Origin of the sequence: Phaeobacter inhibens DSM 16374 (assembly GCF_000473105.1) — a bacterium.
In the GTDB taxonomy this organism is placed as follows: domain Bacteria; phylum Pseudomonadota; class Alphaproteobacteria; order Rhodobacterales; family Rhodobacteraceae; genus Phaeobacter; species Phaeobacter inhibens.
In genome coordinates, this window is record NZ_AXBB01000006.1 from 39826 (window position 1) to 54962 (window position 15137).

The window sequence follows — 15137 nt, forward strand, 5'->3', positions numbered from 1 at the left end:
CAGTTACAGTCCAAAGGAGATCAAACATGTCCAATCATCCCACTCTGAAGCCCTTCAACTTTCAAAAATGGCTGGCGGAGAATGCGGACAAGCTGAAGCCGCCGGTCGGCAATCAGCTGCTGCACAAGGACGGCGACGGCATGATTGTTATGGTGGTCGGCGGCCCCAACACCCGCTGCGATTTCCATGATGATCCGGTGGAGGAGTGGTTCTTTCAGCAGAAGGGCGACATGATGATCAAAATCGCGGATGGCGGTAAGATCTATGATGTGCCGGTGCGAGAGGGTGAGGTATTCATGTTGCCGCCGCATGTGCGCCATGCGCCGCAACGCCCGCAGGAGGGCTCAATCGGCATCGTCGTCGAGGCGCCGCGCCAGCCCGGTATGAAAGAGGGCTTTGAGTGGTTTTGCTTCAACTGCGAGGCGTTGGTTCACCGTGAAGAGGTCACACTGGATGGTACAGACGGCATCGTCTCGGCATTGCCCAAGATTTACGAGGCATTCCACTCCAATATCGAGGCGCGCACTTGCAAAACTTGTGGTGAGATCCACCCAGGTAAGGGCAAGCCGCCGCAGGGATGGGTGCAACTTTGAACTGACCCCCAGTGCAGGGGCCGTCGGAAGTTCTAACTGCGCGGCGCTCACCACGGCGAGCGCGCAGTTGGCGGCTTTGGTTTCGATATGCCAAGGCAACAGGGGGGGAAGCTGGGAATATCCATGCAAGCTTATCTCCTCGGACCATCTTGCCAAGGCTACATCAAAGCCTTGGCTCAAAATGGACTAGGTCGGCGATCGCCTCGCCATCACGCGCCCAGATCGGTTCGGGTGCTCTCTCAAATAACTCATGTAAATCGTCGCGAACCTGAAGACGCGAGAACTCGGAGTGATCAGCCTCGAAAAACAGCTCGATGTCATGTGCATTGGCGGTGGGGAGCAGCGCAGGCTATCAACTGCGCCGCTGGTTAGCTGTGGTCAGTTGTTGTCAACCAGGTCCTTCAGTTCATCCGCAATCTGCGTATCGGCATCGGCTTTGTCTACCTGGTCAGCCAGATCCCCCTTAAGCGCACCCTCTGTGTCTGCATGGGTGGGATCACCATTTTCACCCGCACGATTTTTCAAAGGGATATGCTGTTCAGATCCATTCAGATCATACAGCTGCTCTTTCGGTTCGAACTTTGTCATGGGACTTGCTCCTGTTCAGCTTAGATCAGCCGACGATCGCCGACTTAGCTTCGTTTGATTGATATATAATAAGAACAGTCGACGCGGCAGAAGGTTCCTGCTGCCCGCCAATCCAAGCCGTTTTAGCATCTTATCTGACAGCTCCTGGTCAAATCCCTGATGTCAGGAACCAGTTCTCCTCTGCAGGTAGGGGCAGCTGACTGCGTAGATGGCAATCTTCAACCATATATGGTTTTCGAGCCTCGCCCCGACGACACTCTGCCTTAGGCGGGGAAAAACCCAGTCACTTTCGAAAAGGATGCTGCTGAAACGAGCGGCTGGGTCGCCATCGGAACGCGACAGATACATTCTGGGTTGCTCTTATGATTGTAACTTTTACATGTTGAGGGATGAAGCGTTAGGCTTCTGCTCGCTTTTAGAATTTAGTTAGATTTGCCGTCAGAACCGACAGCTGAAGAGTGCAAAATATCGGGTATCATGGGCGTAAAAATATCAAATATATAGGTAGCTTAGGCTTCATGACCGATACCGTAAAGCATCCCGATGGCGGAAACCAACTTCAGATTGGAGAGCATTTCTATGATCCGGTATCCAATGAACTCTTAGACCCGTCTGGAAACACGGTTCGGTTGCGGCCTCAGTCTGGCCAGGTCTTAGCCGTATTGGCCAGACACTCAGGTACAGTGATTACCAAGTCTGAACTGTTTGCTGCCGTCTGGCCGAATACGAGTGTGACGGATGACAGCCTTACACAATGCATCTCGGAAATTCGCAAATCGTTGGGGGATAGCGATCGCAAGTTGCTTCGCACCATTCCAAAACAAGGATACCTGTTGGATAGTCGATCCGTTGTTCTCTCCAGCACCACACAGAAAACTCTGCCTCACCATATCAGCGCCGACCTGATAGAATGGGAGGCGACACGCCAGCGTACTGTGATGATCATATGTCGACCTGCAGGAGGGCCAGACGAAACCTCGCTGTATGACGCGGTACAATCGGTGGTACGGCTGCACCGACCCACCGGGGCGAAAGCAATTGATGGAAACAGTGCAACTCTGACCTTTGCAACCCCAATCGAAGCACTTCGATGCAGCCGGGCCTTGAACAGGAGTGCAGGTGCGTTGGGAATTGGCGTTCTTCGCACTGCCTTCGATACTCTTGAAAGAAGCCGGATCGCAGCCTTGTCAAAATTGCTGCGAGTGTCGAACGATGGGCGGGAATACGCCACCGTAGAGGTAAGGGATCAGCTGCACTTCAGTTTGGAATGCGAATTCGAGGATCTCGGAGATCAGCATCAACTGGCTGAGGTCGATGGTATCCGCTTGTATCGTGTGCACCGATATGGATCGACATACTATCCTGCTGCGCGCACCAATCTGGACGATGTATTACCAACAGTGGCAGTCCTACCGTTTACTATACGTAATCGCAGCGCTCATGATCCTGTTCTGGCCAATGTCTTGGTTGATGACATCATATCGGCATTATCCCAATCAACTGACCTCAACGTAATTTCACGTCTCTCAACGTTCGGAATCCGGACAGAAAACATGACATTGGAGCTTTGCAAAAAGACGTTCAACGCAGAATTTCTGATGTCCGGGGTCTGCGACGAAGATGGCGCACGGGTGATCGTCACTCTTGAATTGACCGATGTTTCTTCCGGCAAGATTTTATGGTCAGAGCGGATCTTGAAGCCGTTAGAAAGCTGGATCAACAATCTCAGTGTTATTGATGAGATTGTGATGAGCGTTCGCAAAGCGATCAGCCTCAATGAAGTGCGAAAATCACGATTGCAGCCAATCACATCGTTGAAAAATTCAACGCTTTTGCTGGGTGCGGTTGCTCTCATGCATCGGCTATCCAAATCCGATTTCCAAGCGGCGCGGGTCATGTTGGATGAGTTGATGGATCGAACTCCCGATCACCCATTGGTTTTGTCCTGGGTGGCCCGGTGGTATGTTCTTCAGGTCCAACAAGGTTGGACAGAAACGCCAGAAAATGATGGTCAGAGTGCGCTACAGTACACATCGCGTGCGCTCGAAATTGATCCAGAATGTGCATTGGGTCTTATTAGCGAAGGTGCTGTTTTAGTTAATCTCTTTAGGGATTTGGAGCTTGCACAAGATCGCTATAATACAGCGCTGGAAGTGAACCCGAACGATGCAAACGGACGCCTGCTGCGGGGTACGCTTTATGCGTTTCAAGGACAGGGGGATCTGGCGGTCAGCGACACCGAACTTGCCATGCATCTTGCCCCGCTCGACCCGCATCGCTTCATGTTCCTGGCGCTTTCTGCTGGAGCGAGCCTCGCCGCTGATAATTTGCCCCGTACCGTTGAACTGGCGGAGGCTTCGCTTCGGCTGAACCGGTCACATGCCTCTACCTTGCGGATAAAAGCTGTCGCACAATTGCGCTTGGGACGTGAGAGCGACGCGCGTAAAACGACTAGAGAGCTGCTGAGAGTGCAGCCTAATCTGACTGTCGACGGATGGCTGAAACGGTCTCCCAGTTCCTCTTATCAAGTCGGTTTACGTTTTGCGGAAACGCTGAAGGATCTCGGAATTCCTGAAACCTAAGCGGAATCTCAAGTGGAACCGTTGTTTTGGCGGCATCATAGCACGATGATAAGAGGTGCAACTTTATTTTGTTTCATTTATTTTAAAACGCCCTAAGGTAGTAATCGCTGCGCCTTGGTGCATTGGGGATGCATCGTTCCCCAGTGTTGGTTTCTGGTAGGTTTTGGCGCCGCAAGGGGGTGTAAAGGTCGGTCAGTGTGAGAGCGGCATGGTAGGCGGCGCCAGTAGAATGGCGTCGTTAGAGCATAATTTTTCATACGAGCGTTGCCCCGAACAATTTAAGGCCGTGACATGCCATCTGATCTCTTCCTGATCGGGTGACTATCGCGAGTACCCTATGATTTATCAAAGGAAAGTTGAATTGCCCTTCAATGCCAAAGGTTCGCCCGAGAATAGTTTTAACAGCTTCAATAGCTTCAACAGCTTTAATAGCTTTGGAACTGCTGGGAGTACGGTCGCAGCTGAGGCTTTGCTAACGACGCGCGATGGTATTGTCGGTGCGCCCTTAGATCTGAATCCCCACATTACTACGGGTAGCCCCCACGATCCGCGCAATCTGGCGCGGTTATCAGCAGATGTCCGGGCCAGTCTATACTTGTCTGAATTAGGCTCGCGGGTGGCATTTTCGGATGCCACGGATGAGACGGCAATCGCCAGCCTTTGGCGGCGGGATACTCGGCCAGCGGGTCGTTCGCCTCAATCAGATAGCATCCTAGTTCAAATCACAGCCCCGACGATTGATCAGTTCAAGGAACAGATGGCCTATCTCACCGCCTATGCTGACCTGCGTGGCGATCGGGCGGCAGAGATCCTTTCGCAGACCAGCGCAATTACGCCTTTTTTGGCGTCGATTTCTTATATGGATCCTGCAAGAACCCCCTTCACGCTGGAATTGATGTCTGCAGCACTCGGGTTCACCAACTATTGTGGCATGCGTTTGAAATACAGTATTTCGGCCAAACGCCCGATAGAGTTTTCGCCGCAGGTTCAACCCATAATCCCAACGCCCACTCACGGTTCTTTGCCGAGTGGCCATGCCACGGAAGCCTTCGTTACGGCGCGCCTCCTATGGAAGCTGCTGCGGACCTCCAACTCGGAGCAATATCATCAAGACGGCGTCTGGGGCGAAATGTTCATGCGTTTGGCATCCCGGATTGCCACAAACCGGACTGTCGCAGGCGTTCACTTTCCAGTTGATAGTGCAGCCGGGGCTATGCTTGGGCTCACATTAGCGGACTATCTGCACGCGGTATGTGACCCGGAGGCGAATGAGCTGACAAGTGCCTGCTTCAATGGCCCCGCGTTCAATGCTGCGGAGGATTTTGATTGGCACGCGTTGTATGTTGCACGCGACGATCGCCAGACGAAAAAGGCGGGCAAGAAACGTAACCCCTGGGCCACCAGTGAGTGTCACCCGACGACACCGGATATGGCTTCTCCGGTTCTGACTTGGCTTTGGAAGAAGGCACAGGCCGAGTGGCAGGATTTCTCCATATAATTCCATTGCTTTGTCGAAATAGGAGTAAAAACCATGCCATTGCATTGGGAAACATTTCAGTCGCAGGATCTGCTGTCTGACATTGCTGACTATCGATTGTCGCGTCCGCTTGTGCACACTACATCAGCAGTGTCTCAACCTTGGTGGTCCGCCCTTGTTGAGTTGCAAGATATCAGTATCCGCGAGTTTGAAGAGCGCGCGCAAAGCCGGTTCCCGGATTACTTGGTCATCCCGGTTGATTATGATGCCGATGACCGTGATCGGGTCGAGGAAACGCAGTTCGTTTCCATTTTTGCCCGCCAACCGCTGTTAGATGCCTTCAACCGTCACGCTGCCGATTATTCAGTGATAGGGTTGACGTTGGGCGCAACTGTTGCGGCGGCTGATCTGCATGACGTTGATACAAATGATGATGACAGCAATCATCGTAAGATCATTGAGGTGCCCGAAGGAACGGTCATCACAGCTGTCATCGACGATGCGATTGCCTTCGCTCATAACCTGTTTCGAGATGGCCTTGTGTCGTCACGGGTGGAATTTGCAACTATCCTGTCGGCGTCTCCTGAACACCTCTCTCAGGGGAGGGCGTCGGGACGCAGCTATAGTAAAGCCCAAATCGACGCTCTTTTGCAGGAATATACGACCAACGGTTTGTTAGATGAGCCTGCATTTTATGCAGCGGTTGGTTTGGTAAATGCGCGAAGCAAAACACTCTCCGCGGTCGCCCTGCGTCGTTCGCATGGCACGCATGTAATGGCGCTCGCCGCTGGATATTCGATGAGCAACGCCCCGAGTAACCGGCCCATTATCTGCGCGTTGTTGCCCTCACGGGTTACTGAGGATTCTACCGGACAGAATACGCTGCCCAGCTTTAAGCTAGCACTCAAGCGCTTGTGCAATCAGGCGGCGCGGTTCCGACTGCCCGACAAAAGTAAACCGCCTGTCATATTCAATTTCAGCTATGGGAACTTTGCTGGGCCGCATGATGGCACCAGCAGTATTGACCGCGTGATTGACCGGTATTTCGGGCTGCAAGCAAAGAAGCCCGATCCAGATCAAACACGCCAGATTGTGTTACCAGCGGGCAATGGTAACCTTAGTCGCATTCATGCGGGCCTGAACCTTCAGAATGCGAAAAGCAAATCCGAGAGCCCATCGTGGAAACTGGATTTTGTTGCTCAGCCGGATGACCGGACATCAAGCCATCTCCAGATGTGGATGCCGTACCACTCAACCAATCCGCCACCCCGGTTTGTCGGGGCCCGTGTTACGGTTCCATCTGGCCCCACGAGCAAGACAGTTTATGTATCGGGCAATACCGGGCAGCGGCTGGTCGATGAGCAAGGCCAAGAGGTCGCACGCCTGACGTATCGGTTCGACGGGGGGCAAACACGTCGCGGGGTGATGACCTTCAGCATCAATCCTACTGCGCATCAATCCGCTATCGACCTAGCGCGAGCCGGTCGTTGGCAGCTCGATATTACATCCTGCGATATGGGTAGCACTGATGACGTTCAAATCTGGATAGAGCGTGACGAAACCTTGCCCGGTTTTCTGCCCGGTGGTCGGCAAGGGTATTTTAACAACGCTGACTATGTTTATTTCAACGCGCTTGGCGCGCCCCTTCCGGTGGATCCGGCGGGAACAACCAGCCCAATCCACCGCGCCGGCACGTTGAGCGGTTATGCCTGCGGGAAAACACCTATGGTGGTTGCCGCCTTCACCCAAAGTAACCGCTTGCTGTCAGACTACTCCGCCGCAGGGCCGATTACGCCTTCTCGTGGGAAGAAAAAAGCCAATCGACTAGGACCCGATGCGGCGGCACTTGCGGATGACAGTCCGGTCTTGACCGGCGTATTGAGCGCGGGATCCAGCAGTGGCAGCTTGACCCGCATGGGCGGCACCAGTGTCGCTGCACCCAGGGTTGCGCGTCTGGCGGTTCAGATGACTTCAGGAGGGGTGGAGACTGACCGCAATTGGCTGCGCTCTTTGGCCGAGGCCGAAGATCCTGACAACAAGGTCCCCATAACCCGTACAGGCGGTGGCCAGGTGGATATTTCAGTGGATTTTGGTTGGCCTGAAAGAGGTTGAGCGATATTGCCCCGGGAGGGGCAATGTTCACGAGCTTCAGGTCAGTTTGCGATCATAGTTTTTAGCTTGATCATCAGGGCCTTCGCGCTTTCCTTGTCAATACCCACAAGGGTCGAAAACTCGTCCGTTTCTGTCTGTGAAACCATATGATTCAGACAATTGGCCAAAGCCATACACTCTGTTGCCGTCAACGTGTTTGGAGATTTTTCAGGCATTGCGCTTTCCTCATTAAATCTGCCGCCCTCCGCAAAATCGGAGAGACGGCATGGATTTAGGGCTGAACTCAACTCAGGTTGTCGTAGTAGGTCTTGCCGGTCAATGGACGAAACGCGGTGCCGCAGTCGTTGGCATTATCATTCGTGATGATGACCGTGCCGGTGGGCGTGTGCCAGTACGCATAGCGATTGTTGGCCAAGGGCTTGGACTCCGTCGGAGCATTCATAATCCCCAAAAGAAATGTTGCGAATTCATCCGCATTGGCAATCGTCGGATCGGGGAATGCCAAGCCATCGATTACTTTTCCATGTACGAACTCGGCTGAGTGCTTGGTGTAAGCATGGCCATGGGCAATAGCCGCGGAATATTCGGTATTGTTAGTTGCTGTGCACGCAGCATGCGCAAGGGCAGGCAGTGTAACCAACAGCAGGAGAGTGGCAGCAAGTCTTTTAAGAAGTGTCATATCTAAATTCCTTATTCGCCAGATATTTGAGGGAGATCGCCATGCGGCGACGTGTTTCCCGGGGCCCAAAAAGGCCCCGCAACAAGTGATTATTGGCGGTGGACTGTGAATGTGCCGTCTGGCTGATAGTCCACGTTGCAGGTGGAATAGCCCTGAGTAAAATCGCAGAGTGCAGCCCCTGTTGCCGAAAACGAAATGGGTGATCCGACAGGATGATTGCCTGTCTTCACGTAGAATTTCGGTTTTGGCGCGCAGAATATGTGACTGACTGGCGCGGGGGTGACGTAGCTGGACAAGACGACCTGCGTGTTTTTCACCTTGATCCCATTGCCGCAGTGGAGCTTCAAACCACCAGTGGGAGTGTAGCTTGGTATCTGGATACCAAAGTTCCCTTCAGGGATGCCTGATGCGTAGACCGGCATGGATAAACCGAGCGATCCGACCGCCAACTGAGTGTCATTAGGCACCTGCTTGGTCTGGTCTCTTGGCGTCAGAGCAATCGGCCAATTGGCAACAACTGAAGCTTGCGCCGCGCTTTCAAACGGTTGTGGTTTCACAAGCATGGCGAATTTAGCTTGATTGCTAAATGCGGCGACATGAGGTTGTCGTTCAAATTGAAACTGAAGCGTGGACCCAGATGATTTGTAGGGGAGGACTGCACCCGCAGCTAAGCTGGCCGATGACGACTGAAGTACACTTCCTGAACTCTGGTAATCTGCAGGATGCTGAAACGCATAGAACTGCATTTTAGATTGAGACAGGTTCCTGATTACTATGGTCAGCGTATGCGGCATGAGTGCAGTCCATTCTAAGGCGCAGCCTAAACTGCTCCGAAGTTCCACCAAGGACGGAGAGAGGTTGACCTAGGTCCGGCTGGTGATATTCCAATCACCATTAGCTGCCAGCTCCACGTCGATGACAGTGTAGCCCCCGGTGAAATCACACAGCGCCGAGGTCTTTGACGCAGCGGTGAAATCCATCACGGTGCCAGGCGTGTAGGTACCTGTCGCAACGTAGTATTTCAGGATCGGCTCGCAATCGACGTGAGACTGTGGATTTGCCTGAACAAAGTTCGACAAGACGATCCCGCCGTTTGCAGATACTGCGGAGCCGACGTTGTAGAAGGGCGGTGAAGAGAAGCTGGGCGTATTGATCCGGAACGCGCCAGACTGTACGCCGGCCTCGTTTGTCGGTGTGGATAGGCCAAGTGCTGGGCTGACTGTGGCGGTTGTGGAGTCATTGGCGCTGCCGCCCCCAGCAGGCGCAAGATCGATCGGACGGCTGGCCGACGAATAGCCTGATGACTGGCCAACAGCCGGCGCCGAATGGGCCTCTTGAATGCCCGCATAATACTGAAGATCAACCTGAAAGGTAAGGATCGAGCCAGACGAACCGTAATTGGCAAGGTTCTCAGCAAAAAGGCTGTTGGAATAGACCGTCGCACCGCCGGTATAGGTCGCAGGTTCTTGGAAAAAGAAGAAGCCCTGGGTTGCTGGCTCCATGTTTTTTACGTTAATTGTCAAAAGGGTAGACATAGTGAATTCCTCGCTTTGATGATTGGCAGCAGGCCCTGTCTTTGTGAACCTTGCCCAGTCATCATCAGGTCGCTGAGGTCAGATGTCCTGAAACTGGTGCTGAAATTTTCTGAAATTTTCTGAAGGTCATCTCTCGGTTTTGAATGTGTAACGGCAGCCCCATGTCAACGATACGCAGTTGGACACGCGCATCACCGGGGTTACACCCCTCATATGTTATGCAGGCGGAACACTCGATTTTCCGGCGCAGTTGATCCCCTGAAGGCACTTGGTGCCCGCATCAGTTTGCAATGCCTGTTAATTCAGAGGAGGATCTGTCGTAGTATCTGTCAAATGCAGGGTGGCTCGGTTGCACAGATCATCTGATGGGCGTGGTGCCCCTCCCCCGGACAGACTTATCGCACAGCCTCTGTGATGGGGCTGCCATGCTCCCGGGTGTGCCATACGCCTTCGCCCTTGATGCCGGTGCTATCGATCAGCGGGTGTATTGGTTCTTTCCTTAGAACATGATCCCTGCGGCCGGGAAAACAAGTCAGCTAGCAGGCATGTCTCCGTCAGCCGTTGCAGAGACTGTCTATGGAACTGCAGCCATTTCGGGCGGTGTGCTGCCGGGGACAGCCGACTGCCCGGCAGCAAACCGCCCGGCAGGTTGTCCCAGCTTGACCGCGGCCCTTGGAGTGAATCCAGAACGGAAGACTTCCACCCAGACCTGCGAAGGCCTCAATGCGATTGGGCCAAGGGCCAGACTGTTTTCGATAGCATAGATCTCTACTAGGCTTCCAAGGGTATCCTCATTTGGGGATGCGGCGGCCCATTGAAGTACCGGGCCGAACCCTTGCGTTCGCAGCATCCAATGGCGCTGGATGGTCTCGGATCTGCGAATTTCTTCAAACGCCTCCGGCAGGCTGCAGTCGCAAAGGCCGAAGAGCGAAGTGTCAAATACGCGCCATTCGTGAAGCTCACGAAGGTAGTGAAAAAAGAGATGCCGCACGTGTGCCCCGACGTTTTTGTGAGTTTTTTCAAGGTGAACGCAAGAATTCCGGGATTGTTCCCGCCCGTGCTCGAATATCGCGGAATTCCCTCGCCCGGGGCTGGCAGGCGCGCACGGACACGTGCGCTGCAGGTGTCATCCTGCGGGTTCAATGCCGCCGACCATATGCCCCACGCGTATCTCGTGCATGGTGCATACCCCCCTCCGGCGCCAGAGGACATTACGCGGATGGTTACGAACGAAACAGTCCAGCGCCTAGGCGGCTGCGCTCCGCTAGCGCCGCAGCATCAAATGAGGCAGGTTGGCTCTGCCAAGGGTCCGCTTCTGGGAGGCTAGCTATCGAATTTTGCACCAGCAGAATCCTTGGTGCGGAAACGCTGCGTCCCTGCTAACGCAGAGACTTCAATCTTATTGTGACCAAACTCGACCGGATTGCGCGAACAGTTAAAGAAACTGAAATGGAACGCCTGCGCCCCCCAACACACTTCCCCAAAGGCAGAACGAGTCTCGGATGACGGGAGCTGGCATACCGCGCAAGGACAATCTCGGGTGTCACACTTAGTCCTGCACGGACAAGCGCCAGAAGCGATGTGATTTGCTGCGCTTCATGCCTGATATCGGGGTCAAGTCCACCCCGAGCAAACCATGCCCGTACGAGAGGTTCAGAGCCGCCCTTTATCATGATCAACGGCAATGACAAAAGGCCCTGCGGGGAGAGCTGCACGGGCCATTCTCCGTCATGGGAGAGCAGGGCAATCAAATGGTCATCAGCAAGCGGAAGTTGTTCCAGAGACGGGTCATCCAGCGCGATTGTTATGGCGACTTCGACCATACCGGTCTTCAGGGCTTCCACCATTGCAGCCTCGGGTATTTCGCGCACTGCGAGACGGATTTCGGGAAATCGGCTTTGATAGCGGCCCAGTAATCGCGGTAAGAGGCGGGTTGACGCGGAGGAACCAATAGAGCCGATACGCAAGGCCCCGGTCATTTTCCGCCTAAGCGCGGGCTCCGATGTAGTCGCTGACCTGCCCTGCGGTCACGAACAGGTTCAGCGGGCGTCCTTAGCTGTCACAAATAGCATGAAGTTATGTATTTATGCCGCCATTGGTTTGGCCGATCAGGCGTCCAAGCCCCCCCTTTTTGACACGCAAACTAGTCGCGGTGAGGCATGCCTCGAGGTACGTGGCGTTGATCATCACAGTCTTCTCTTCGCCATGTTCAGCAGCCAGACCCGTCATCATCTGGGCGAAGATGCCTTCATCGCTACACCGCTTCCAGCGGTTGTATAGTGTCCTGTGCGGGCAATAGGCCGAAGGGCATCGCGCCACCTCAACTCATTGCGTTTAACGAAGATGCTGCTGCTCAAGACGGGGCATCTGCCCATCCGGCAGCCAGAAGCGATCAAACATATTCACCGCTCGTTTTCGAACCGTGAATCACGCTGACAAGCGGAAATCAATGCACCTTGACCCTAGCGCCCGCCGGGCGGACAAGTCAGCAATTTGATATCTTCGTACACGCCTGAAACTTAAGATTGGGAAGTCGTCACTTTCTGGAATAAATATAACATAAACTTCATTATGCGTCGTTATACTTAATGTTGCGATAGTATATTATCGTATGTATGCTGAGCTCCTGTCACAGAGGTTCCGCAGCATGCACTATCTGATCAAGAAGCTCCTCCCCTCGGTCGCTGTCGCTTTGACCGTGACAGGTTTTTCGCTGCCGGTACCCGCCCGCGCGCAGACATACCCGATCGATTGCGCGATCCTCCTGTGTCTGTCTGGCGGCTGGCCGGCATCCGTCCCGTGCGCCATAGCTCGCGCCGAATTCATCAGGCGGATAACGCCCTGGCCGGTGGAACCGCCGCTGCAAATCTGGCGCTGTCCCATGGGCGCCTCCTATGAGAGCGATCGGCCATCAAACAACGCTGGGCGCATCTTTGAAGTTTTGTACCGGCCCGACAACCGTCGGCCGCTCCAATCCTCGCCAGTTTACGATCTCGTTCCAGCCGACTGGGCCCTCCAGCTCGTTCAAGATCGCGCGGACATCGATATCAGCGGACCTGATTTCAACTTCGTACGTTCAATCCGAGTCTTCGATGTCCGATATGCGCGACAGCACGAATCCGGACGTGACGGCGACTGCAACCGTAGCGCCACTGTGGTCCTCGGCACATATGGGACGCAAGGTGACTTCGCCTGGCAGAGATCTTCCATAGCCACCCTACCAGCGGACCATGTCGGTCTCGAACGATGGGGCCAGAATTGCCCGGGTATCTATCACCGTTCTGTCTTCGTCGATTGGCGTGACTATGAGGGCAATTACGGGTTTGAGCAGGTGAATTACTAGCGCTGAGCATAACAGCGGTGCCATCAGACTGCGGAAATTTGAGCATGCTGAGTTACTCAAGTAGCGGCCGTTCGCTGCTGTCGCTGGCAAGGACCGAAGAGCGGGACCTTGCGGCCCTTCGCTACGGCTGCGCGCATGGCTGCTTAGGGAAATCGAGAGTGCCAAAATCGGTCGATTTTGGTGAAATAATTCAGATGTTGATCGCAGGTCAGTCTGAGTTCGCCGACAAAAACAGGATCAGCGGTTTTGCGTACTCATCCTCGGTTAGGTAGATCAAATCCCCAACTTCCTCGAAGCAGATGCCCATAGAGGTTTCAGTTACGTCTACAGGATAGATGCTCTCACAGAGCTCCGCGCGCGCTTGTTCGCCGCAGGACAAACCGAGTGCGTGGATGGTGGCCATGTAGCTCTCTGCTAGCTTTGGATTGGTATCAGCGTCTTCGAACCAACCTCTGCAGGCGTAATAGTTGGATCGTGCGACTTCGAGAAATGCCGATTTGATTGCGGGTTTGGGTTCAATCACGGTGCCGATGAAGGTTGTTTGGCGGCATGCGTGTCCGGCGGCTTGATGTTGGAATGCCATCCAGGTCCTTGTGATAGGCAGCACCGGCACAAGGTTCGTGAACGCCAGCATCGCGACGATGCCGTGATCCACCCGGTCGGACAACTCTTCGAAGTAGTCCCACGTGAATACGGTTTTGAGAGTGCCATCCCGCATCAAGTTTGGCCGCCTCGCTGATTCATGCAGTTCGGCCAGAAGTTTCGGATAGTCCGCGTACTTATACGGACCACCGCGTTCTGGCTTCAATCGGCAGAGACCGTCTTCTCCTCTGAATGCAGCCAGCATTTTTTCTTCGATTAACATAAGGGTTGAATATCGCGGTTTTCCGGCGACGTCGAATGCAAAGGAGCGGACACTCGTTCACAGTGCAGCATCCGTCAAACTGGGCTCAGAGTCCGCATTCGCCGCGTGCGGCCCCAATGTCCGGTGTGCCACCGCGCCCTTTCCAACGATACCCGCTGGCGACTACCTGAGAAGCCTATCCGCTGTCGCTTCTCCCGATCCGCGTGAGCGCATCGAAGTCGATTTCTTGCTTCTGCTCGTCACTTATGTCCGGCCGGGTTTCCGATACCGGCCGGGGCCCTTGGACGTCCCACATCACCGCATGTGATCCTGTCCTCCAGCGATAAACCCAACCAACAATGCTGCACCCATCGGTCCCGATCAGATTTGCGATCGCGACGCCCTCACCTTTATCATCGTTCACTGTTTACGGACTTCCTGCACTATGGCGCTGATATTGCAGCGTGACGAACTGCGATGCTCGCCAGCACCGCATGCCGCGCTTGGGCGATGTTGGCTAACTGCTCTTTCTTGAGGAGCTCACTTCACATGGGGACGCACGAAGCGGCGCGTCCCAAAATTTCTTTGCTTTCAAATCTTGTGGTCGGGCTCCGTGGCGGCTTCGACAATCGACAGGACTTCATTTTTGTCAAAGCCAATGACCCTCGCCAGAACTGTAAACTCCACGACGTCGATACGACGCTCGCCGCTTTCGAGACGCGCCACAAATGACTGGTGGCGTTTGAGCTTCGCCGCCAATTGCTGCTTGCTGAGACCCGCATTCTGACGTGCTTCAACCAACGCACGGACGAGCGCCAACTGGCCATTTGTTCTGATTGTTTTCGCCACGCGTCACATACCTTTTGTGACGTCGCTAGCGGATGAAATCTGTTATCTAAAAAGTAGATATATGAGGGTGTTATCGGCGTCTGGTTTCCAAGGGCTGCAAGTCTGGTGCACGCCCAATGGTCCATCAATCCCCCACCAGCTCCAGAAACCGACCGTAATCCTGACTGACTTCGCGGGCTTCCTCAAAAGCACGCGCACGCTCCTGCTCGAGGCAGCGAAAGTAGTCCTGAATGTCCGCGATGTAGACCTCAAAGTCCCGTCGGATGATGTCGGCATAATCTCGGGCGGCCTGCGAATCGCTTGGAACGAAAGGTCGGATCGGGGCGAGACAGGACCCGGCCTGGCTTGCGACCGGAACGAGCATCAGGAAGGCCACAGCCTGCATCTTCACCCATCGGCTCAACCGCAGGTTTCTGAAACCCCTATTTTCCTTGATAGACGCCAATGGCCGTGCCTAGAGTTTGAGTAACCGAGATACAGCCGTATCTGCCGCATTATATCTTGCGGTTAATAATATACTATCGTAACTCTGGGC

Annotated in this window: 13 protein-coding genes and 1 pseudogene; 5 read left to right on the forward strand and 9 right to left on the reverse strand. The window is 54.2% G+C overall.

Annotated features, from left to right (window positions below; genetic code table 11):
* Positions 1–26 precede the first annotated feature (26 nt).
* Positions 27–593, forward strand: coding sequence for a 3-hydroxyanthranilate 3,4-dioxygenase (locus INHI_RS0102745; RefSeq protein ID WP_027246627.1), 567 nt, complete (start codon positions 27–29; stop codon positions 591–593).
* 378 nt (positions 594–971) lie between these two features.
* Here the strand turns inward: INHI_RS0102745 and INHI_RS0102750 are convergent, their stop codons facing one another.
* The gene (locus INHI_RS0102750; protein ID WP_024099447.1) at positions 972–1181 is read right to left on the reverse strand and encodes a hypothetical protein; all 210 of its coding nucleotides are present in this window, start codon (positions 1179–1181) and stop codon (positions 972–974) included.
* A gap of 518 nt (positions 1182–1699) precedes the next feature.
* Here INHI_RS0102750 and INHI_RS20820 point away from each other — a divergent pair.
* The 3 genes from INHI_RS20820 to INHI_RS0102765 all read left to right on the forward strand — a co-directional run bounded on the left by INHI_RS20820 (position 1700) and on the right by INHI_RS0102765 (position 7352).
* The gene (locus tag INHI_RS20820) at positions 1700–3763 is read left to right on the forward strand and encodes a winged helix-turn-helix domain-containing tetratricopeptide repeat protein (protein ID WP_081698673.1); all 2064 of its coding nucleotides are present in this window, start codon (positions 1700–1702) and stop codon (positions 3761–3763) included.
* Positions 3764–4100: 337 nt separating this feature from the next.
* Complete coding sequence (locus tag INHI_RS20680; protein ID WP_081698674.1) at positions 4101–5261, forward strand: phosphatase PAP2 family protein; 1161 nt, start codon at positions 4101–4103, stop codon at positions 5259–5261.
* A gap of 33 nt (positions 5262–5294) precedes the next feature.
* Positions 5295–7352, forward strand: coding sequence for a S8/S53 family peptidase (locus tag INHI_RS0102765; RefSeq protein ID WP_027246628.1), 2058 nt, complete (start codon positions 5295–5297; stop codon positions 7350–7352).
* Between the two features lie 283 nt (positions 7353–7635).
* On the opposite strand, the gene INHI_RS20250 is transcribed toward INHI_RS0102765, so the two are convergent.
* From INHI_RS20250 to INHI_RS20255, 5 genes and pseudogenes are all read right to left on the reverse strand, one after another.
* On the reverse strand, positions 7636–8031 hold the full coding sequence (locus tag INHI_RS20250) for a hypothetical protein (protein ID WP_036766816.1): 396 nt from the start codon (positions 8029–8031) through the stop codon (positions 7636–7638).
* An 89-nt stretch (positions 8032–8120) separates the two neighbouring features.
* Complete coding sequence (locus INHI_RS21015; RefSeq protein WP_155805543.1) at positions 8121–8825, reverse strand: hypothetical protein; 705 nt, start codon at positions 8823–8825, stop codon at positions 8121–8123.
* Between the two features lie 69 nt (positions 8826–8894).
* Positions 8895–9566: a hypothetical protein gene (locus tag INHI_RS0102780; RefSeq protein WP_027246629.1), complete on the reverse strand. Its 672-nt coding sequence runs from the start codon at positions 9564–9566 to the stop codon at positions 8895–8897.
* Positions 9567–10945: 1379 nt separating this feature from the next.
* On the reverse strand, positions 10946–11545 hold the full coding sequence (locus INHI_RS21400) for a LysR substrate-binding domain-containing protein (protein WP_081698675.1): 600 nt from the start codon (positions 11543–11545) through the stop codon (positions 10946–10948).
* A 10-nt stretch (positions 11546–11555) separates the two neighbouring features.
* Positions 11556–11926: pseudogene (locus INHI_RS20255) on the reverse strand (transposase family protein); the annotation flags it as partial.
* A gap of 287 nt (positions 11927–12213) precedes the next feature.
* On the opposite strand from INHI_RS20255, the gene INHI_RS20265 reads away from it, so the two are divergent.
* Entirely contained in the window at positions 12214–12909 is a 696-nt protein-coding gene (locus tag INHI_RS20265; protein WP_027246632.1) for a hypothetical protein, read from the forward strand.
* A gap of 208 nt (positions 12910–13117) precedes the next feature.
* On the opposite strand, the gene INHI_RS0102805 is transcribed toward INHI_RS20265, so the two are convergent.
* From INHI_RS0102805 to INHI_RS0102820, 3 genes are all read right to left on the reverse strand, one after another.
* Positions 13118–13774: a hypothetical protein gene (locus INHI_RS0102805; RefSeq protein ID WP_027246633.1), complete on the reverse strand. Its 657-nt coding sequence runs from the start codon at positions 13772–13774 to the stop codon at positions 13118–13120.
* 570 nt (positions 13775–14344) lie between these two features.
* Positions 14345–14602: a helix-turn-helix domain-containing protein gene (locus INHI_RS0102815; protein WP_027246635.1), complete on the reverse strand. Its 258-nt coding sequence runs from the start codon at positions 14600–14602 to the stop codon at positions 14345–14347.
* A gap of 124 nt (positions 14603–14726) precedes the next feature.
* Positions 14727–14987: a hypothetical protein gene (locus tag INHI_RS0102820; protein ID WP_027246636.1), complete on the reverse strand. Its 261-nt coding sequence runs from the start codon at positions 14985–14987 to the stop codon at positions 14727–14729.
* Positions 14988–15137 lie beyond the last annotated feature (150 nt).